The sequence below is a fragment of the Bordetella ansorpii genome (genome assembly GCF_900078315.1).
Lineage (GTDB): Bacteria > Pseudomonadota > Gammaproteobacteria > Burkholderiales > Burkholderiaceae_B > Bordetella > Bordetella ansorpii.
Map to the genome: position 1 here is coordinate 44,047 of NZ_FKBS01000007.1, position 19,754 is coordinate 63,800.

Sequence of the window (19,754 nt, forward strand, 5' to 3'; positions counted from 1 at the left end):
GTCGCGCCAACGGCCGCCGCGCCGTCATCATTCAGTCTTCTGTTAATTTGGCGGCCCGTTGCCGTTTCCACGCCCGTCCATGTCCACCTTTCCGATTCCTCTGCAACCCGCCGCGTTCGCGCTGGACCAGGACGGCAGGCTCTACAGCGCGCAGTACGGTGATGTCTATCACTCGCCCATCGAGGACGCGCTGGGGCAGGCGCACGAGGTGTTCCTGCGCGGCAACGGCCTGCCCGATCGCTGGCGGGGACGCAGCCGCTTCACGGTGTGCGAAACCGGTTTCGGCATGGGGCTCAATTTCCTGGCGCTGTGGCAGGCCTGGCGCGACGATCCGCAACGGCCGGCCAGGCTGCACATGGTGTCCATCGAAGGGCATCCCTTCGAGCGCGAGGTGCTGCGGCAGGTCTTGCGCAGCCGTGCCCCGGCGGCCTTGCAGTCGCAGGCCGGGCAACTGGCTGACCAATGGCCCGCGCTGCTGCCCGGCCTGCACCGGCTGGAGTTCGAGGGTGGGGCGGTCACGCTGACCTTGGGGTTCGGTCCCGCCGCGGTGATGGCGCCGCGCCTGGCGGCCCGCGTCGATGCGTACTTCCTGGACGGTTTCGCGCCGGACCGCAATCCCGAGATGTGGACGCCCGAGCTGTTCGCCAGCCTGGCGCGCCTGGCCGCGCCCGACGCCACGCTGGCCTCGTGGGCCAGCGCCGGGCACGTGCGGCGCGCACTGGCGGATGCCGGGTTTGCCGTGCGGCGCGAGCCCGGATACGGCGGCAAATGGCATCGCATCGAAGGCCGGCGCCTGCCGCAGGCGGGCGCCGGGCCGACGCTGCCGGACGATGATGGCGCGCCGGTGCTGGTGATCGGCGCGGGCCTGGCGGGAGCCGGCGTGGCGCATGCGCTGGCGCTGCGCGGCAGGCAGGTGACGGTGATCGATCCGACCGGCGCGGGGAGCGGGCATGCCGGGCATCCGGCGGCCGCGCTGACGCCGGTGGTGGCCCGCGACGACAACCCGCGTGCGCGGCTGTCGCGTGCGGGCAGCCAGCGCGCGCTGCGGCGCTGGGCAATCTTCGGCGAGGCGGTGGCGCTGCGCTGCGGCACGCTGCAACTGGAGCGGGACGAGGGCCGCGCTGCCGCGTTGGCGCAGACGATCGCCGGCCTGGGCTTTCCCGAGGACTGGGTGCGCACCGTGGACGCGGCCGAGGCGGCGCGCCTGGCGGGACTGCCGGTTGCGCGGGGAGGGGTTTTCTTTGGCGACGGCATGCTGGTGCGGCCATGGCCGCTGATCGAGGCGCTGCTGGCCATGCCCGGCGTCGGCCGCGTGGCGGGACAGGTGGATGCCCTGACGCGTTCGGCGGACGGCTGGCAGGCCAGGGCGGCGGACGGCCGCCTGCTGGGTGAGGCGCCGCAGGTGGTGCTGGCCAATGCCGCCGGCACGCCGGCGCTGCTGCAGGCCGGTGGCCTGCTGGAAGCACTGCCTCGCATGGCGCAGATGCACGCCCTTGCCGGCGAGGTGACTTTGCTGCCCGCGTGGGCGCTGGGCGGCGGGCCGCGCTGCGTGGTGGGCGGCGAGGGGTATCTGTTGCCGGCCATTGACGGCTGGTGCGTGGCGGGCAGCACCTATGTGCACGGCGCCGCCGAATCCCAGGTGGGCGAGGCGGGCCAGCGCGTCAACCTGGCCAAGGCGGCGGGGCTGCTGGCCGAAGGGCAGGCGATGCTACAGCCGCTTGTGCCGGGTGCCTTGCCGGGCTGGGCGGGCTGGCGCGCGGTCTTGCCGGGCCGGCTGCCGGCCGTGGGGGCGGTCCCGCGGGCGCCCGGCCTGTGGGTGGCCACGGGTTACGCCTCGCGGGGATTGAGCTGGTCCGCGCTGGCCGGCGACCTGATCGCCGCGCAACTGTGCGGCGAGCCGCTGCCCCTGGAAAACGACCTGATCCGCCAGATGACGCCGCGCTGAAATCGCCCGCAAGCCCAATGCTGGCGCGGGTTTTCGCCCGCCGGCATGCCTGAGTGAGTGGTCGCTGCGCCGTGCGCGGCGCGCCTGTTGGAGGCCGTGTTTTGGCGCTCCTGGCAGGCCGAAAGGGGCCCGAGTTTATTTCAAACGACAAATCCGTCAAAATAGCGTCTTTTGATGCATTTTTGGCTTAAACCGCTAAGCCGGGGGATGCTCTGTGCCGCCGAAGTTCGACTTTGCCCATACCAATCCGCTCGATACGGTCGAGCTGCTGACGTCTCGTCCCAGCCGTATCGATTTCGACGTGGGCGATGGTCTGCACCTGGTGGTCGAGGCTCATGCGCCGGGGGTGTTTCGCCTGCGTTGCGGCGAGCCCGGCCTGCTTACCGATGAAAAGACCAGCGCCCGCGCGCGCGCCGTGGCCGAAATGCTGCTGGCGCGGCAAGAGGCCGTCAGCGAGGCCACGATCGCGCCGCGCGACAGCGCCGACGGCTGGCGCATCGCGCTGGGCGACGTCGCCATCGAGGTGCTGACCGATCCGGTCCGTATCGTGCTCTACCGCGGCGAACAGCCCGTGCTGTCGTCCAACGTCTCCGAACACGCGCCCGCATTCGGCCACAACGCGCTGGACGAACACGACCATGCCGTCTGGACGGTCGGTTTCGCGCTGGAAGGCGCCGAGGGCGTCTACGGCCTGGGTGAAACTCCCGGAGACCTGAACCGCCGCGGCGAAGAAGTCGTGTCCGACGACCCCGAGCACCGAGCCTTGCCGCTGGCCTGGAGTCCGCGCGGCTGGGGCATCTACGCCAACACCATGCGCCGCGTGCAGCATGCGCCGGGTGTGGCGCCGGCCGATGGCGCCTACGTGCTGACCATCGACGATTCCGTGCTCGATCTCTTCCTGTTCGCAGGAGAACCCGGCGAGATCCTGAATCAATACACCGCGCTGACCGGCCGTGCCGGCCAGCCCGTGCTGTGGGCCATGGGCGCCTGGCTGCAACAGGCCGCCGGCGAAATGCCCACGCAGACCGTGGCGCTGGTCGAGCAGATGCGCCAGCACCAGATCCCCCTGGATGCCGTGTCGCTGGCGCAGCCGGCGGCCTGGAGTTTCCAGTCGGACAAGCCCGCGCTCGAATGGGACGCGCGCCGCTTCCCCGACGCCCGCCAGATGCTGGCCCTGTTCCACAAGCACAACGTGCACGTCAGCGGCACCGGTTTTCCCGGCGTACTGAAGGCCAGCCCGCTGTTCGAGGAACTGGAAGACCGCGGCTGGCTGCTGGGCCGCGATGACGGCAGCGCGCAAGTGTTCGACGGCGTGCCCGCCACGGGCGGCCAGCCGTTCGGCCTGCTCGATCTCACTTACCGCGACGCTTACAACCTGTGGGTCGAGCGCCATCGCCAACTGGTCGACGATGGCCTGGACGCGCCGGCCTGCGACGCGCAACTGGCCATTCCCGATGGCGTCAGCGCCCGTAATGGCGAAAGCGGTCCGGCCCTGCGCAGCATGTATCCCCTGCTGGCCCGCCGCGCGCTGTTCGACGCCGTGGCCGGCCACAAGGTGCCGCCCGAAGGCGTGGTGCCCAGCACCGACCTGTTCCCGGCCGCGCAGCGCCTGCCGTGGCAGGCGGGTCCGCGCGTCACCAACGACTGGGCCGGCCTGGAACACAGCCTGCGCACCGCGTTGTCCATTGGCGCCTGCGGCGTGCCGGTGCAGACCCACAACCTGGGCAACATCGACGCTCCGCTGGACGCGATGAATGCCGAGCTGTACGTGCGCTGGCTGGCGGCTTCGGTGTTCTCGGCCAACTTCACCTTCCAGGGGGTTGCCGGCCTGATGCCGTGGGCCTTCGGCGAAGAGACGCTGGGCCACGTGCGCACCTGGATGAACTGGCGCTATCGCCTGATCCCCTACGTGCTGGGCGCGGTCGAAGACTCTGTGCGCACCGGCCTGCCGGTGCAGCGGTCGATGGCGCTGTCGTTCCCCAACGACACCGATGCCCACGCCTGGGATACGCAATACCTGCTGGGGCCGGCCCTGCTGGTGGCGCCCATCACCCAGCCCGGCCGCGAGGCACGCGTGTACCTGCCCAAGGGCGAGGCGTGGTGGGACCTGGCCACCGGCCACCGCTACGAAGGCGGCACCACCTGGACCATGACCTGCGCCCCGGACCAGTTCCCGGTGTTCGGCCGCGAAGGCCACATGCTCTGTCTGGGCCCGATGGCCCAGCACGCGGGCGAGTTCAACTCGGCCCGCATCCTCGACGAGGTCTGGATGTTCGGCATGCCGGTGCACAATCCGGTGGTCATGCGCAACAAGATCCGCGTCATGCAGATGCAGGGTTCCAGCTACATCAAGGGCCTGGAGGGGTTGCGTATCCTTCCCTCCGAAGGGCTCGAGGTCAAGCGCCGCGGCGCCGAGGTACGTATCTCCCGCGCACGTTGATCGTTTCCTGGCCGGCTTCGGCGTCATTGCCCAGGCCGGCCGGTTCCACCCGGCGGCCGTTGTCCACGTGGCCGCCGTGTCTCGTATCCCGCCAGGAAGTGCCCACGCCTGTGGTTTGCCGCCGCTTCAGCGGGTTGTTGCCGTGGAATCGGCCCGGCGGCAACACGCAGCAGGCGGCCAGTACGCCTTGTCTTTATATTTCCAAAAGTTATTAAAGACAGAATAAACAGTCGTTCTCAACAGAAGGACGGCGTTAGAAAATTCTCCGCCATGATTCATATCGAAAATCTATATAAGACGTACGCCACGCCGCACGGCCGGTTCGAGGCGCTGAAGGGCATCGACCTGCGGATCGAGCAGGGCGAGGTCTTCGGCATCATCGGCCCCAGCGGGGCGGGCAAGAGTACGCTGGTCCAGTGCATCAACCTGCTGGAACGTCCCGACCGCGGCAGCATCACGCTGGGCGGCCAGGTGCTGACCGGCCTGTCCGAAGCGCAACTGCGCGACCAGCGCCGCCGCATCGGCATGGTGTTCCAGGGCTTCAATCTGCTGTCGCGCCGCACGGTGTACGCCAACGTGGCCCTGCCGCTGGAAATCGCCGGCGTGCCGTCATCACAGATTCCGGCCAAGGTCGAGCGCCTGCTGGCGCTGGTGGGCCTGGAGCATCTGCGCGACCGTTATCCCAGCCAGATCAGCGGCGGGCAGAAGCAGCGCGTGGGCATCGCGCGCGCGCTGGCCAACGATCCGGACGTGCTGCTGAGCGACGAGGCCACCTCGGCGCTCGACCCGGAAACCACGCACAACATCCTGGCGCTGCTGCGCGACATCAACCGCAAGACCGGCGTCACCGTCGTGATGATCACGCACCAGATGGAAGTGGTGCGCGAGATCTGCGACCGCGTGGCGGTGCTGTCCGACGGTCACGTCATCGAAGTGGGCCGTACCCAGGACGTGTTCGCCTCGCCGCGCCACGACGTCACCCGCGGCATGGTCTCGGCCGCCACGGCGTCCGAGCTGACCGATGCCACGCTGGCCGCGTCGCGCCAGCGCATCGCCGACCGCGCCGCCGCGCGTCCCGGCCAGGCCGTGCGCCTGTTGCGCCTGCAACTGACCGGCAGCGGCGCCGATACCCTGCTGTCCGACCTGACGCGCGCCTACGGGCTGGCGCTGGGCCTGGTGCAGGCCCGCGTCGAGGACATCCAGGGCGTCGCGGTGGGCACGCTGTTTGTGTTTGCCGAAGGGGAACCCGAATCCATGCAACGCGCGCTGGCCGATCTGGCCCGCCGCAATATCCAAGTAGAAGAAGTCGCCACCGAGTCCGATGTGTCGGGCCTGCGGGGCAAGGAGGTGGCAGCATGAGCCCGCAGAGCCGCCTTAAGGGCGAATTCCCCCTCGGGGGGACGGCGCGAAGCGCAAAGGGGGCAGCATGAGCCCGCAACTGATCGACCTGCTCATCACGTCCCTGCTCGAAACGCTGCTGATGGTGGGCGTATCCGGCGGTATCGCCGTACTGGTGGGCGTGCCCCTGGGCGTCACGCTGATCGTCACCGCGCGCGGCGCCATGCTGCAGAACCTGGGCGTGAACGCCGTGCTGGGCCTTGTCGTGAACGCCACGCGCTCGGTGCCGTTCGTCATCCTGATGGTGGCGATCATCCCGTTCACGCGCTGGGTGGCGCAGACTTCCATCGGCACCACCGCGGCCATCGTGCCCCTGTCGGTGGCCGCCATTCCGTTCATGGCGCGTATCGCCGAGAACGCCATGCGCGAGGTCGATCCCGGCCTGATCACCGCCGCGCGCGCCATGGGCGCCTCGCCCCTGCAGATCATCCGCAAGGTGCTGCTGCCCGAGGCGCTGCCCGGCCTGGTGGCCGGCACCATCGTCACCCTGGTCAGCCTGATCGGCTACTCGGCCATGGCCGGCGCCATCGGCGGCGGCGGCCTGGGCGACCTGGGTATCCGCTATGGCTACCAGCGCTTCCTGCCCGAAGTGATGCTGGCCGTGGTGGTGGTTTTGATTGTCCTGGTCCAGGCCGTGCAGAGCCTGGGCGATTGGGTGGTGCGGCGCATGTCGCACCGTTGAAAGCTGCTCCTTTCTTTTCTGTCCGGAATTTTTCCATCATGCGCATTTCGTTCATCAAGTCCCTGGCCGCCGTGGCCCTGGGTGTCGCCGCCTTCGCGCAACCCGCGCTGGCGCAGGACAAGCCGATCAAGGTCGGCGTCACCGCGGGCCCGCACGCCCAGATCTTCGAAGTGGTCAAGCAAGAGGCCGCCAAGCAGGGCCTGAACGTGCAGATCATCGAGTTCAGCGACTACGTGCAGCCCAACATGGCGCTGGCCTCGGGCGACCTGGACATGAACAGCTACCAGCACCAGCCCTACCTGGACAACGCCAACGCCGACCGAGGCTTCAAGCTGGTCAGCATCGGCAAGACGGTGATCTATCCGATCGGCATCTACAGCAAGAAGATCAAGAGCCTGGACGCGCTGCCGCAGGGCGCCAAGTTCGGCCTGCCCAATGATCCGACCAACGGCGGCCGTGCGTTGCTGCTGCTGCAGGCCCAGGGCCTGATCAAGGTGAGCCCGGCCGCTGGCCTGAAGGCCACCCCGATCGACGTGATCGAGAATCCCAAGAAGCTGCGCTTCATCGAACTGGACGCCGCCCAACTGGCCCGTTCGCTGGCGGATACCGATGCCTCGGCCATCAACACCAACTTTGCCCTGGAAGGCGGCCTGGATCCCACCAAGGACGCGATCGCCACGGAATCGCCGGATTCGCCGTACGCCAACGTGCTGGTGGTGCAGGAGAAGAACAAGGACCGCGCCGACCTGCAGAAGCTGGTCAGCATCTATCACAGCCAGCCCGTGAAGGATTTCATCCAGAGCAAGTTCAAGGGCGCGGTGATCGCGGCCTGGTAAGAGACAGGCCCGCGGGATACAGGCTGGCGCAGAGTTACCCGAGTCTGGTTGACGAATGCCATTCTGGTGTGCCATAATCGTCGGCTTGCTGGGTCGATAGCTCAGTCGGTAGAGCAGCGGACTTTTAATCCGTTGGTCGCGAGTTCGAGTCTCGCTCGACCCACCAGTGAATGCAAGAAAAACGCCGCGACGCAAGTCGTGGCGTTTTTTTTTGGCCTGCCGGGAAGGCGCGCGGCGAGCATGACCATGCCGCTGCCATCGCTGTCCGTGTCCTGTCTGCAGGCTCGTGGTCGTTATGATGTCCCCACGAACGACACGAAACGGAGGCGGTACATGACGACTTTCCACAAGGCCGGCGTGCTGGCCTGCCTGTTGAGCCTTTCTCTGCCCGCATGGTCGCAACCCAGCGGATGCGAGGCGAAACGCCAGGAGATCGAGGCTCAGATCGCCGCCGCCAAGGCCAAGGGAAACAAGGCGCGCGTCGCCGGCCTGGAAACCGCGCTGGCCAACAACAAGGCCCATTGCACGGATGCCTCGTTGCGCCGCGATGCGCAACGCGAGGTCGATCAGGCGCGCGAGAAGCTGGCCGAGCGTGAACGGGAATTGCAGAAGGCCAGGGACGAAGGCCGCGACGCGGACAAGCTCGCCGACCGGCAACGCAAGGTCGACGAGGCGCGCGCCGATCTGGCGCGCGCGCAGGCCGACGCGGGGCAATAGCCGCTTCGCCGTCCTGCTGCGTCAGGAGGCCTTGCCCGGCGCTCGGATCAGTCCCAGCATGCTGATCGTCAGGTCGCGGACGCTGTCCAGCGCGCTGGCGGTTTCCTGCGCCAGGGCCTGCTTGGCCTGCGCGGCGGGATCGTTGCCGGCCTTGGTCTGGCCGATGTCGGCACGCAGCTTCTGGCTGAACGCATCGAACAGCACCGCAATGTTCTCGGGGCTGCGGTCGCCCTTGCTCGGGGTCGACGCGATGGCCAGCGTGATGGCGACGGCCACGAGGGCGGCTTCCGATTTGGCCGCGCCGCTGGATGCGCTGAGGGTGCTCATTTCTTGCTCCTTCCCCGGAATCGGGGGTGATAAACCCCGCCAGTGTACGAGGCCGGCGCTCGCGCGTTCACGCCTGGTCACGTCGAGAACAATCCGTATCAGCGCGATTCCGCGTGGCAGGTAACATCCAAGGTCTGTCTTCAACCCCTACAGGAGTCGAATCATGGCCATCGAAAGAGCAAGCGACAAGGCGAAGGATCTCGTCGAAGAAGGCGCTGACGCCGCGGAAACCGCCATCGACAGCGTGGCGCGCTCGGCTCGCCGCGGCACCCGCGCCGCCCGCGACACGATCGAGGACGTGGTGGACGACAACGGCGACGCCGTCGAGAACGCCGTGCTGTGTGCCAAGGACTTCATCCGCCAGAATCCCTTCACCGCCGTCGCTGCGGTGGCGGCCGTGGCGTACCTGTGGGGCCGCATTCGCGGTTGATGTCCCGCATCGTCCGGCAAGGACGAGTGCATGAATGGAATTGCCCCTGGAAATTTCCAGGGGCAATTTTCTTTTCGGACCCTAGAAAAGGGTCGCGCGGCGCGCTCTCTACGGCGAAATCAGGCCGATGCGCCCTGGTCACCCATCGCCGGGTCGCTCACAGAGTGCTCGCCCGTTTCGACACGGCCGGCGAAGCGGCGCACGAACTGGGCGTCGCTGCTGCACTTGACCTGGAAGTCGTACCAGCGGCCGCTGTCGGCCAGCTCCCAGTGCAGGGATTCCTGCGCGCCGGCGGCCACGGTGACGGTCCACGGACCGTCTTCACGATAGGCCAGGGACGACACCGTGAACGTGCAGGCCTTGTCGCCGCCGTTCATCAGTTCGGCATAGACGTTGCCGTTGGCGATGTCGTAGCAGACGCGGATCTCGGGTTGGGCGCCGCTGTCGGCGATGCGCGCGGTGTCGCCCGTGAACTGGCGGTGATAGCCGTTGGGGCCCAGCACCCACAGGTCGTAGCGGCCGAGGTTGTCCAGGCCGGCGTTCCAGGTGTCGTCCAGCGTCTTGCCGGCTTCCACGGTGTAGCGGCGCGGGATGCGGTCCAGGTGGTGGCGGTCGTAGACGTGGAACACGGCGGCCTGCGTGCCGGTGTTCGAGAACAGCAGTTGGACCTGGCCGTTGCCGTCGGCGCGGGCGCTGGTGTGCAGCTCGTAGGGCAGCGCGCGCGACGGGCGCGTGCCGCTGGCCTGGATGGGCATCTGCATGTCGCTGGGCAGCGGCATGGCGGGCAGGTCTTCCTGCGCATCGCGCAACTGGTCGGCATTGGCGCGCGTCATGCGTCCGGCCAGCGTCGGCAGCACTTCTTCGTTGGGCGTGGCGAAGTTGAAGGCGCTGGTCAGGTCGCCGCAGACGGCGCGGCGGAACGGGCTGATGTGCGGAGCCTTCACATCGAAGCGGGCTTCCAGGAAGCGCAGCACCGAGGTGTGGTCGAACACTTGCGAGTTGACCCAGCCGCCGCGGCTCCAGGGCGAGATCACGTACATGGGCACGCGCGGGCCGGGGCCGAAGACGCGGCCGTCGGCGTCGGGCTGGCCCGAGCTGCCGGCGGGCGAGACCTGCGTGTAGTACTCGTAGGCCATGTCCGCGTCGGCCAGCGTGGTCTTGCCGGCCAGCGTGCTGTCGGCGTTGCGCGACGGGGCCGACGGCGAGGGCACGTGGTCGAAGAAACCGTCGTTCTCGTCGAAGTTGACCAGCAGGACGGTCTTGCTCCAGACCTCGGGGTTGGCCGTGAGCGCGTCCAGGATTTCCTGCAGGAACCAGCCGCCTTGCACGGGGCTGGACGGGCCGGGATGCTCGCAATAGATCGAGGGCGCGTTCACCCACGACACCTGCGGCAGATTGCCTTGCAGCACGTCGCGGCGGAAGGTGTCCAGGTACGTGTCGGGCGTGGTGCCCGGCAGCGTGTTGGCGATGCCCTTGTACAGCGGGTTGCCGGGGTTGTCGGTGGCGGCGTCGTACGCCTTGTACGGCAGCGTCTGGCCACTGTCGGCATAGGCCGAGTTCGGTGAGCCGCCGCTGGACACGGGAAAGCCCGAGTCGATGTTGGCCTGGCGGAACTGGCGGAACGCGCCCAGCATGTTGTCGCCCCATTCGTCGGGCATGTTCTGGTAGCAGATCCAGTTGACGCCGGCGTCTTCCAGTTCCTCGGCGTAGGTCTTCCAGGTGTAGCCGCGCGCCGCATCGGTGCCGCTGATCCAGTCCCACTCGTTGTTCACGTAGGCCACGTTCTGCGCCGTCGGGCCGTTGGTGCCGGTCAGGTGGAACGAACGATTGGCGTCGGTGCCCGTGTGCATCGAGCAGTGATAGGCGTCACAGAGGGTGAAGGCGTTGGCCAGGGCGAACTGGAAGGGCACTTCCTGTTCCTTGTAATAGCCCATGGCCTGGTCCTGCTTGAAGCGCGGCCATTGCGTCATCTGGCCGTTGTTCCAGGCGTCCTGGCTGTCGACCCAGGTGTGGTTCGTGCCGGCCACGCGCTGCGCGTTGTTGGCCGTGCTGTCCAGGTGATAGGGCGTGAGCAGTTCGCCGCTGGTGCGCGCCTGCTGCCACACCTTGCGGCCGTTGGGCATCGGAATGGTGAAGCGGTCGCCGAACCCGCGCACACCTTTCAGGGTGCCGAAGTAGTGGTCGAACGAGCGGTTCTCCTGCATCAGGATCACGACGTGCTCGACGTCCTTGATGGTGCCGGTCTTGTTGTTGGCCGGGATGGCCAGCGCACGGCGGATGCTGGGAGGGAAGGTGGCGAGCACGGCGGCGGCAAGGCCGGCGCCCGCGGTGGTGTGCAGAAATTGGCGGCGGGAAGTCATGATGTCTGTACGGATTCGTGGAGGCCGTTACGGCGCGCAGCGCAGTTCGGGTTCGGCGGGCGTGGGCTGCTCGGTGCCGGGATCGGCGGGCGTGGACGGCTCGTCGTCGCCGTCGCTGCCACCACAGGCAGTCAGGAGGGCGGCCATGGCGAGGGCCGCGGCAAGGACGCGCACAGAGTTCGATATGGGCATGGGATAGGCTTGCTCGGAAAGAATACGTCGGGCCGGATGCGACAGGGCAGCAGGCCGAGCAAGGCTAAGAAGAGCAGATGACAGCGGGGTGAAAGCTGGGTGGATTTAGCGCAACGAAATGCAATAGTTTCGATACGTAACGCAATAATCGTGTCATGCCGGGGGGCGGCATTTTGCAGGGACGCGCAGCCCAAAGCAGAAGGGGCCGCGTTTCGGCGGCCCCTTCGTCATGCGGCGTGAACACGCCTGGCGATCACTTGCCGGTCAGCTTCGGCGGCAGGTCGCGGCCGTGATATTTCTTGTAGATGTCGTTCAGCGTGCCGTTCTGCAGGTTGGCCTTCACCCATTGGTCGGTCCATTCCTTCAGCTTGGGTTCGCCCTTGCTCAGCGCGATGCCCAGGTCGAAGTTGGTCTGTTCGAACTTCAGTTCGAACTTCTTGCCGGGCGCGCGCTTCTGCATCTCGGCCAGGTTGGACGGCGTGCTCGAGAACAGGTTGATCTGGCCCGTGACCATCGACGTGATCAGCGTGGCGTCGTCCTCGTAGCGCACCATTTCCACGCCCTTGGCGTTCTGGGTGGTCAGCGAGTCGTTGACGGTGGCGCGGGTCACCCCGATGCGCTTGCCCGCCAGGTCTTCGTAGCCTTTCACTTTCACGTCCGCCACGCCGCCCACGATGATGGAGATCACCGCGTACGGCACCGAGAAGTCGATCACCTGCTGGCGTTCCGGCGTGATGGACAGGTCGGCGATGACCACGTCGGCGCGCTTGGCCTGCAGCGTGGGCACACGCGCCGCGTTGGTTACCGGCACGATCTCAAGCTGCACGCCCAGATCCTTGGCGAACAGCTTGGCGGTGTCCACGTCCGAGCCGGCGGGCTGCAGGTTGGCGTCGGTATAGCTGAACAGCGGCGTGCCCATCGCAATGGCCACGCGGATCTTGCCGGCCTTCTTGATGTCGTCGAGCTGGTCCGCCATGGCGGTGTGGGCCAGGCCGCTCATCAGCAGGGCGGCGGTGCAGGCGCGCACCAGCAGTCGGGTGGGGGTCATGGTTGTCTCCGTGTACTTGTCGTTGGGGAAAAGAGCGCGGCCGCCTTCAGAGGCCGTTGTCGAGAAAGGCGCGCAGTTCGGGCGTGCGCGGCGCGTCGAGCATCTCGCCCGGCCCGACCTCCCACACCTTGCCCTGGTGCATGTAGATGATCTGGTCGGCCACGCGGCGGGCGAAGGCCATTTCGTGCGTGACCAGCAGCATGGTCATGCCGTCCGAGGCCAGATCCTCCATCACGCGCAGCACTTCGCCCGTCAGTTGCGGGTCCAGCGCGGAGGTGACTTCGTCGAACAGCATCACCTTGGGCGACATGGCCAGCGAGCGCGCGATGGCCACCCGCTGCTGCTGGCCGCCCGACAACTGTTCCGGATAGCTGGCGGCCTTGTCGCCCAGGCCCACCTGGGCCAGCACCTTGCGCGCGATCTCGTCGGCGTCGCCGCGCTTCATGCCCTTGACGTGGCGCAGCGCCAGCGTGATGTTCTCGCGCACGGTCAGGTGCGGGAACAGGTTGTAGCTCTGGAACACGATGCCGACTTCGCGGCGCAACTGGTGCAGGTCGATGTCCGGGTCTTCGACGCGGATGCCGCATACCTCTATCGAGCCTTCATCGATGGTCTCCAGCCGGTCGATGCAGCGCAGCGCGGTGCTCTTGCCCGAGCCGCTGGCGCCGATGATGGCGACCATCTTGCCCTTCTCGACCTCGAACGACACGCCCTTCAACACGGGGTTGTCGCCGAAGCGCTTATGGATCGCGTTGACCTTAACGATTGCCGACATTGAGCCTGTCCTCCAGGGCGGCGCTCCAGCGCGACAGCGGGTAGCACAGCAGGAAATAGAACACCCCGACCAGCGTGAAAATCAGGAAGGGCTGGAAAATGGAGTTGTTGATGATCTGGCCCGCGCGGGTCAGCTCGACGAAACCGATCACCGACGCCAGCGAGGTCATCTTGATGACCTGCACCAGAAAGCCGATGGTCGGCGGCAGCGACAGGCGCACGGCCTGCGGAATGATGACCAGCCGTAGCGTCTGCCAGCGCGTGAGCGACAGGCACTCGGCGGCCTCCCATTGCGGGCGCGGCATGGCCTCGACGCAGCCGCGCCAGATGTCGGCCAGGTAGGCGCTGGTGTAGATCATCAGCGCCAGCGCGGCCGCCACCAGCGCGGGCAGGGCCAGGCCATAGAACGACAGGCCGAAATACACGATGAACAGCAGGATCAGCAGCGGAATGCCCTGTATCAGTTCGATGAATACCTGCGCCGGCACCCGCAGCCAGCGGCGCGGCGAGATGCGCGCCAGCATCAGCAGGAAGCCGCCGGCGCCGCCCAGCGCGAAGGCCAGGGCGGACAGCACCAGCGTCCAGCCGATCGACTGCACGAGATACCAGAGATAGGTCCAGGTGAAACCGCCGGTCATGTCGCGCTCCCGCCGGTCGAGGCGCGGGCCACCGGCGGGCGGCCCGCCAAGGCGTTGCGCCGGGCCGCCTTGGCCGATTGCGCGGCGGCGCGGCGCACCGTGCGGCGCCGCTTGAACGCGTACTCGCCCACGGCCCAGGCCAGCGCCTTGATCAGCAGCGACATCGCCACGTACAGCGCCGCCACCACCAGATACGTCTCCAGCGAGCGGAAGGTGTCTGACTGCACCGTGTTGGCCACGGCCGTCAGTTCCTCGGCGGAGATCTGCGAGGCCATCGCGGAGGCCTGCATCATCAGCAGGAACTGCGTGGTCAGGGCCGGATAGACCTTCTCGATGGAGGGTTGCAGCATGACATGCCAGGCAATGCGCCACTTGGACAGCCCCAGGCATTCGGCGGCTTCGATCTGGCCGCGCGGCACGGCTTCCAGGCCTGCGCGGATGATCTCGGCGGCATAGGCGGCGATGTTGATGCTCATCGCCAGCACGGCCGCGGCGAAGGTCGGCATGTGCACGCCCAGGCTGGCCAGGCCGAAATAGAACAGGAAGATCTGCACCAGGAACGGCGTGTTGCGCACCGCCTCGATGTAGGCGGTGCAGGCGCGCGACAGCCAGCGGCGCGGGCTGCGCTTGGCGAAGGCCACCAGCGTGCCGGCGGACACGCCCAGCAGCACGGCCAGCGCGGTCATCTTCAGCGTCAGCCACGCGCCGTTCAGGAATACCGGCCAGTATGGCGCCAGCGGGGCGAAGTTCAGGGAAAAGGACATGACGGGCTCTTGGTGAGCAGCCGTGGCGGCGCGCCACGGCCCGGATGGCAACGGCGTGCCGGCTTATTGCGGGTCGAACGGGCCGGTGACCGTGAACTTGCCGCCCTGCAGCGTCACGGCGGGATCGTCCGGCGCGGGAGCGGGTTGCGCGTCGATCTTGGCGCGGAAGACCTCGGAGGTGTCCTGCGGCGCATAGCCCAGCCTGGCCGCATGGCGGTTGTCCCACCACACCTTCTTGTTGGCCGACATGCCGTAGACCACGGTGTGGCCGACGTCCGGCGTGAACAGGCAGCCGTGCAGCAGCGCGTCGAAATCGTCCAGGCTGATCCAGCTTGCCATCATGCGGCGATCGACGGGTTCGGGAAACAGCGAGCCGATGCGGATGCTGACGGTTTCGATGCCGTAGCGGTCGAAGTACAGCTGGGCCATGTCCTCGCCGAACGACTTGGACACGCCGTAATAGCCGTCGGGGCGGCGCAGGGCCTGTGTATCGATCACCTCGTCCTGGCGATAGAAGCCCGTGACGTGATTGGAGCTGGCGAACACGATGCGCTGGACGCCGTGGCGGCGCGCGGCTTCGTACAGGTTGAAGACGCCCTTGATGTTGGCTTCGAGGATTTCCTCGAACGGGCGTTCGATCGAGACGCCCCCGAGATGCACGATTGCATCGCAATCCTGGACCAGCGCGTCGAACGCGGCGCGGTCGGAGATGTCGCAGGGCAGGGCTTCCTCGTGCGGGCCGAGCGGCTCGGTTTGCGCCGACAGCGCGGCGGGCAGGTCGGACAGCCGCACGTGGCGGGCATAGGCGGCCAGGCGTGGCCTGATCGCGCGGCCCACGCCGCCGGCGGCGCCGGTCAGCAGCAGGCGGTTGAACCTCGGGATACTGCTCATGGCATTGTCTCCAGTCGCGCGCGCTGCTTTTTACCGCACTCAGGGGTAATGAGTACGGGCGCGGGCTGCTTTTTTCTTGTACGTCATCGTACAAGCCTGTGAATTCTATGCCTGCCTGATTGCCCCGTGCGAGTCGGTATATTCCCGAATAAGGGGAATTCGATGTTTCGTGCCCGGGCTGCCCGGCCACGGGCGGGCTTGTCCGATGAGGCTGGGCTCACACGTCGGCGCGGGCAGCGAGATCAGCTCGCGCCCCTTCAAGCCCTCCTTGGGGCTGCAGGCCGACCGCGGCACGTCAAGCCGCAATAAGCGCGCTGCCGCATGACGCCGCCCTGGCATGAACAGGATCAGCCCGCCGCCTGCAGCCTGCGCCAGCGCGTGGCGCGGGCCACCACGCGCTTCGTGTCGGATTTGCGCAGAAAGACGAACTTGTGCCGCGAGCCGTCGTCGATGCGGTGATGCGGACTGTCCACCCCCTCGATGGGCGGCGTGAACTCTTCCAGCAACCGGTAGCCTGCCACGCGCTCCGCGCGGAATGGCAGGCGATCCGGGCGGTCGTTGTAGCCCAGCACCAGCACGCCGCCCGGCGCCAGGACCGCGTGGCAGGCCCGCATCATGCGGTCGAAATCGTTCGCGCGGTTCAAGCCATAGCCGATCAGGCCATTGGCGACGATCACGTCGAAACTGCCAGGGGCGTAATGGCGAGCCAATTGTGTGGCGCAACCGACCACGTGCCGGCCGGGCTGTCCATACACGGCATGCTCGGGCTTGATGTCGATGGAATGAAACCCCGGCCCCAGCGCGCGGTGGTAGTGCCAGTTGTAGCGGTCCAGGCCGATGAACAGGCAGCGCCCGCCGGTTCGGCCCGCCGCCAGATGGCGCGCCAGGAATCCGAAGATCTGGTTTTCCAGGAAGGCGCGATTGGGCGCTTCCAGGCGGAACTCCACCTTGCAGCGCTCGGCCAAGCGGGGAGAGAGACGGAACAGCCAGCGTTTTGCCTTGCCGGCCAGTCTGGCGGAAAGTCGGTCCATGATTTCGCGGGGTTCTTTCTCGTTGGACTGAGGCAGGCGCGCTTTCGATGAAAGCGGCCCGAAAGATTCAGTCCAATGTAAGAAAATGGCTCCCGCGATGCTGTCACCTGATGCCCCAATGGGTTACGGCATCTGTCCGTACCCCCGGATGATGACGGGCTCAGTTCTTGGGCCCGGACTTCTTTTTCAGGAAAGCCGGCGTGTCGTCCCGGGGTTTGAACAGGCGTGGAGAATCATCCGTGCCTGGGTTGGGGTTGCCGTCGAACTGCGTCGCCTTCTCCTCGGGGCTGTCCATCGGCGGCCGGGGCTCGCCGGGCCCGATGGACCGGTCGTCCTGGGCATCAGGCTGGCCGGGATTCTCCTTGTCCGGAGCCTGGTGCGTTCTTGCCGAGGCATCTTGGGTGGGTGGCTGTCGTTGCGGATCTGTCATGAGGGCCTCCTGAAAGGCGGTAAGCGTGCGCCTGCCATGCAGCATGGGGCATGCCCGGCAGGCGCTTGTCCGCGGTCCGGCCGCTGAACCGTCAGTAAGTCGTGCAGCGCGTTTCCTTGCCCTTCTGCTTGCAGGTGGTGTGCTTGGGGGCGGCGGCGCTGGCCGCCGCGCGTTCGGTGGCCAACTGCGCGGCTTCCGCGGCACGGGCCGCCCGATACTGGGCATTGACGATCTCCTGCTGCTGCAGCAGGGCGGTGCGTTCCTGCGCATAGTCCGCGACCAGCTGCTGCTGGCCCTGGTTGAACTGTCCGAAGGTGAGCTTGCCTGCCCACAGCGTCGACACCAGGCTGCGCAGCCGCTGGCCGTAGTTGACGTAGGCGGCATGCGTGACCGGCCTGTCCAGCGCTTCGATCGCGGCTTGCTGCACATGGCAATCCGCCAGCAGGGTGTCCATCACTTCCAGGGCCTGCTTCTGCCTGGCGGTGGGCCGGGCCGTGTCGCCGAGTTGCCGCAGGCTGGGCTCTTGCGGCGGCACGGGGATTTTCGTGCGCAACGCTTCTGTCTTGGGATCGGCATAGGGAAGGGCGCAGGCCGCTTGCGCATTGCTGATCTGCTGCCGCTTCTGCTCGTACAGCGCCTGACGGGCGGCGGCCTCCGCCGCTGCGGCGGCTTCCCGTTCCGCCACATAGCGCTCGTAGGCGGCGCAGCCGGATAGCGACAAACACAGCGACAGGCTGGCCATGGTAAGGATCGGTCTCATGCTTTTTGCCTTTCTTGTCTGGAAACCTGCGAGGGGCCGGTATCGGGTCGATGTCGCGGGGCGTGTGCCCCGTGCAGAGCCACTCTATTCAGGTGCCCGTCGGGTAGCCATAACGGATCCATTACGGCCGGCGGGCAGGCATTTCCATGCGTTACAAATCCGCGAAGACGCGGTCAAAGCCCAGGCGATCCGCTTCGCTGCCGGGTCAGGTCGAGGCATCGGTCGCCCGGACGTCGTACCATTCGGGCAGCCCACCGTCCCTTTTTGTTCAGATACGCCCGATCCATGTCGTCCGCTTCCGACCCCAACGCCTTGTACCGAACCGCCACCGCCTGGGTGGCCCGCCGCAAATCCAGGGTTTGGAGCGAGTCGGACCAGCGTGAGTTGGACGCCTGGCTGCAGGCCGATCCCAGCCATGCGCAGGCCTATCGGCGCATGCAGGCCGCGCAGGGGGGACTGGGCGATGCGCCCGTTGCCCAGACCGGTGCCGGCCTGCCTGGCGGGCAGGGCAAGCCCGCGCAGCGCAAAGCCAGCGCTTGGGGCTGGAAATGGTGGCTGGCTTCCGCCGTGGGCCTGGCGCTGGCCGTGGCCTTGACCGTCAGTTTCGTGCTGCGTGAAAGCACGCCCCAGTTCCGGGAACGCGTGAAGGTCGAGGGCGGCCAGGCGCGCGACTGGAAACTGCCCGGCGGATCGGTGGTCGTGCTCGACAACGGCACCGAGGCCGCCGCCGCGTATTTCTCGCGCCGCCGAGAAGTGACCATGTCGAATGGCCAGGCGCTGTACCGCGTGGCCTACATGGCGCGCACGTCGTTCATCGTGCACGTGGGCGCCGAGGACATCCTCGTGGACGGCGGCCGGGTACCGGTGCCCGACGTGGTGTTCGACGTGACGTCGACGCCGCAATCGCTGCGAGTGCGCGTGGCCGCGGGCAAGGTCAAGGTCCGTTCCGTGGCGGCCGGCGCGCGCGAGGAGCTCGAGGTCGAGGGGGGGCACACGATCACCATCGACCGGACCAGGCGCAGCTACGAGATCGTGAAGGCCGCGCCCGATGCCGTGGGCGATTGGGCGCGATAGCAGCGCAGCCGTTCTACGCGCGGCACAGGGCGGTCGCCTCGATCTCGACCAGCATGCCGTCCAGCGCCAGACGGGGCACGGGAATCAACGTGCAGGCCGGCGCCGGCCGCATGCCCCAGCGGGCGCGCAGAGCCGCGCTCCATACCTGCAGGCGGGCCTCGTTGTGGTCCACCACCAGCACCGTCAGCTTGGCCACGTCCGCCAGCGCGGCATCCGCCGCGCCCAGCGCAACCACCACATTGTCCAGGGCCTGCCTGACCTGCTCGCCGAAGTCGGGGGCGAGCTGGCCCTTGTCGTTCTCGCCGCCCTGGCCGGACACGTAGACCAGTCTCGACGGCATGGCCGTGGCCACGACGTGGCTGTAAGCGTTGGGGGCGGGATCGTACAGCCCGGTCGGATTGATGAAGCGCAGATGCGGCGCGCCGCCGGGCAAGCTGTGGGAATTCATGGTGCGACTCCGGATAAGGGGCCGCCAGTATCGAAGTTGAAGTCCGCTTGAGGTCAAGCGCTTCCTGGTTCGGGCGTTTGCAGGCGCGGCGCTGCGTGGACCTAGGCGACCTTCGGCTGGTTCGGATGCGCGGGGCCGTCGGGGTCGTTCTCGGCTGGTGGGCGCGGGGGCAGCGCGGCCAGCCCCAGCGACAGGCGCAGCCGCTGGCAGTCGGGGTTGACGCTGCCGTCGGGTTCCCAGGTCTCGAATTCACGGCAGGGCGACGGGCGCAGCGGATAGATGTCGCAGTGGATACCGGGCTTGCCCAGTTCGCCGCGCAAGGCCACGCAGCGGCCGTTGCCCATCTCGGTGCCGCGCATGCAGGCGCGCAAGGGGCCGATCTGCACGGCCATGTCTTCGGGGACGGTGCCGCCGGTTTCGCCGGCCATCTCGCCGCTGTAGAACGACACCCGGAAATGGGCGCAGCATGCGCCGCAGTCCAGGCAGGGATTGGCGGGGATCGGCGTGGCGCCGGACGCATCGTATGCGAACGGAAGGGACGTGCTGGACATGGGGGAGCGGGCAGGACC

At 67.5% G+C, this 19,754-nt stretch carries 20 protein-coding genes and 1 tRNA gene; 9 read left to right on the forward strand and 12 right to left on the reverse strand.

The window, feature by feature from the left end; genetic code table 11:
* The first annotated feature begins 79 nt into the window (after positions 1-79).
* From mnmC to A7W11_RS02690, 7 genes are all read left to right on the forward strand, one after another.
* On the forward strand, positions 80-1,945 hold the full coding sequence (gene mnmC / locus A7W11_RS02660; protein WP_066407515.1) for a bifunctional tRNA (5-methylaminomethyl-2-thiouridine)(34)-methyltransferase MnmC2/FAD-dependent 5-carboxymethylaminomethyl-2-thiouridine(34) oxidoreductase MnmC1: 1,866 nt from the start codon (positions 80-82) through the stop codon (positions 1,943-1,945).
* A 214-nt stretch (positions 1,946-2,159) separates the two neighbouring features.
* Positions 2,160-4,385: a glycoside hydrolase family 31 protein gene (locus A7W11_RS02665; RefSeq protein ID WP_066407519.1), complete on the forward strand. Its 2,226-nt coding sequence runs from the start codon at positions 2,160-2,162 to the stop codon at positions 4,383-4,385.
* Positions 4,386-4,655: 270 nt separating this feature from the next.
* Positions 4,656-5,744, forward strand: a complete 1,089-nt coding sequence (locus A7W11_RS02670; RefSeq protein ID WP_066407522.1) for a methionine ABC transporter ATP-binding protein — start codon at positions 4,656-4,658, stop codon at positions 5,742-5,744.
* Between the two features lie 67 nt (positions 5,745-5,811).
* Complete coding sequence (locus A7W11_RS02675; protein ID WP_066407525.1) at positions 5,812-6,465, forward strand: methionine ABC transporter permease; 654 nt, start codon at positions 5,812-5,814, stop codon at positions 6,463-6,465.
* A gap of 38 nt (positions 6,466-6,503) precedes the next feature.
* The gene (locus A7W11_RS02680; protein ID WP_066407527.1) at positions 6,504-7,301 is read left to right on the forward strand and encodes a MetQ/NlpA family ABC transporter substrate-binding protein; all 798 of its coding nucleotides are present in this window, start codon (positions 6,504-6,506) and stop codon (positions 7,299-7,301) included.
* Between the two features lie 90 nt (positions 7,302-7,391).
* A tRNA-Lys gene (locus A7W11_RS02685) sits at positions 7,392-7,467 on the forward strand.
* 74 nt (positions 7,468-7,541) lie between these two features.
* Entirely contained in the window at positions 7,542-8,018 is a 477-nt protein-coding gene (locus A7W11_RS02690) for a DUF1090 domain-containing protein (protein ID WP_082887046.1), read from the forward strand.
* A gap of 21 nt (positions 8,019-8,039) precedes the next feature.
* On the opposite strand, the gene A7W11_RS02695 is transcribed toward A7W11_RS02690, so the two are convergent.
* Positions 8,040-8,345 (reverse strand): hypothetical protein, encoded by a 306-nt coding sequence (locus A7W11_RS02695; protein ID WP_066407537.1) that lies wholly within the window; start codon positions 8,343-8,345, stop codon positions 8,040-8,042.
* Positions 8,346-8,508: 163 nt separating this feature from the next.
* Here A7W11_RS02695 and A7W11_RS02700 point away from each other — a divergent pair, with 163 nt between their 5' ends.
* Complete coding sequence (locus tag A7W11_RS02700; protein ID WP_066407540.1) at positions 8,509-8,775, forward strand: DUF883 family protein; 267 nt, start codon at positions 8,509-8,511, stop codon at positions 8,773-8,775.
* 119 nt (positions 8,776-8,894) lie between these two features.
* Here the strand turns inward: A7W11_RS02700 and A7W11_RS02705 are convergent, their stop codons facing one another.
* The 9 genes from A7W11_RS02705 to A7W11_RS02745 all read right to left on the reverse strand — a co-directional run bounded on the left by A7W11_RS02705 (position 8,895) and on the right by A7W11_RS02745 (position 17,663).
* Complete coding sequence (locus tag A7W11_RS02705) at positions 8,895-11,135, reverse strand: phosphocholine-specific phospholipase C (protein ID WP_066407542.1); 2,241 nt, start codon at positions 11,133-11,135, stop codon at positions 8,895-8,897.
* 445 nt (positions 11,136-11,580) lie between these two features.
* Positions 11,581-12,375 carry a transporter substrate-binding domain-containing protein gene (locus tag A7W11_RS02710; RefSeq protein WP_066123472.1) on the reverse strand — a complete coding sequence of 265 codons (795 nt, stop codon included), beginning with the start codon at positions 12,373-12,375 and terminating at the stop codon, positions 11,581-11,583.
* Between the two features lie 46 nt (positions 12,376-12,421).
* Positions 12,422-13,150, reverse strand: a complete 729-nt coding sequence (locus A7W11_RS02715; RefSeq protein WP_066407544.1) for an amino acid ABC transporter ATP-binding protein — start codon at positions 13,148-13,150, stop codon at positions 12,422-12,424.
* A complete protein-coding gene (locus tag A7W11_RS02720; RefSeq protein ID WP_066407548.1) occupies positions 13,134-13,787 on the reverse strand; it encodes an amino acid ABC transporter permease in 654 nt (217 codons plus the stop codon). Before A7W11_RS02720 ends, A7W11_RS02715 begins: the two co-directional genes overlap by 17 nt.
* Positions 13,784-14,551: an amino acid ABC transporter permease gene (locus tag A7W11_RS02725; RefSeq protein ID WP_066123466.1), complete on the reverse strand. Its 768-nt coding sequence runs from the start codon at positions 14,549-14,551 to the stop codon at positions 13,784-13,786. Before A7W11_RS02725 ends, A7W11_RS02720 begins: the two co-directional genes overlap by 4 nt.
* 63 nt (positions 14,552-14,614) lie before the next feature.
* Positions 14,615-15,442: an NAD-dependent epimerase/dehydratase family protein gene (locus A7W11_RS02730; protein ID WP_066407552.1), complete on the reverse strand. Its 828-nt coding sequence runs from the start codon at positions 15,440-15,442 to the stop codon at positions 14,615-14,617.
* A gap of 347 nt (positions 15,443-15,789) precedes the next feature.
* A complete protein-coding gene (locus tag A7W11_RS02735; protein WP_066407556.1) occupies positions 15,790-16,473 on the reverse strand; it encodes a class I SAM-dependent methyltransferase in 684 nt (227 codons plus the stop codon).
* 160 nt (positions 16,474-16,633) lie between these two features.
* On the reverse strand, positions 16,634-16,903 hold the full coding sequence (locus A7W11_RS02740) for a hypothetical protein (RefSeq protein WP_156522975.1): 270 nt from the start codon (positions 16,901-16,903) through the stop codon (positions 16,634-16,636).
* 91 nt (positions 16,904-16,994) lie between these two features.
* Positions 16,995-17,663, reverse strand: a complete 669-nt coding sequence (locus A7W11_RS02745; RefSeq protein ID WP_156522976.1) for a hypothetical protein — start codon at positions 17,661-17,663, stop codon at positions 16,995-16,997.
* A 285-nt stretch (positions 17,664-17,948) separates the two neighbouring features.
* Here A7W11_RS02745 and A7W11_RS02750 point away from each other — a divergent pair, with 285 nt between their 5' ends.
* Positions 17,949-18,737 carry a FecR family protein gene (locus A7W11_RS02750; protein WP_082887047.1) on the forward strand — a complete coding sequence of 263 codons (789 nt, stop codon included), beginning with the start codon at positions 17,949-17,951 and terminating at the stop codon, positions 18,735-18,737.
* Between the two features lie 13 nt (positions 18,738-18,750).
* Here A7W11_RS02750 and A7W11_RS02755 read toward each other — a convergent pair whose 3' ends face one another.
* Together A7W11_RS02755 and A7W11_RS02760 are read right to left on the reverse strand one after the other, a co-directional pair.
* The gene (locus tag A7W11_RS02755) at positions 18,751-19,185 is read right to left on the reverse strand and encodes a RidA family protein (protein WP_066407568.1); all 435 of its coding nucleotides are present in this window, start codon (positions 19,183-19,185) and stop codon (positions 18,751-18,753) included.
* Positions 19,186-19,286: 101 nt separating this feature from the next.
* Positions 19,287-19,736 (reverse strand): YkgJ family cysteine cluster protein, encoded by a 450-nt coding sequence (locus A7W11_RS02760; RefSeq protein WP_066407575.1) that lies wholly within the window; start codon positions 19,734-19,736, stop codon positions 19,287-19,289.
* Positions 19,737-19,754: the final 18 nt, after the last annotated feature.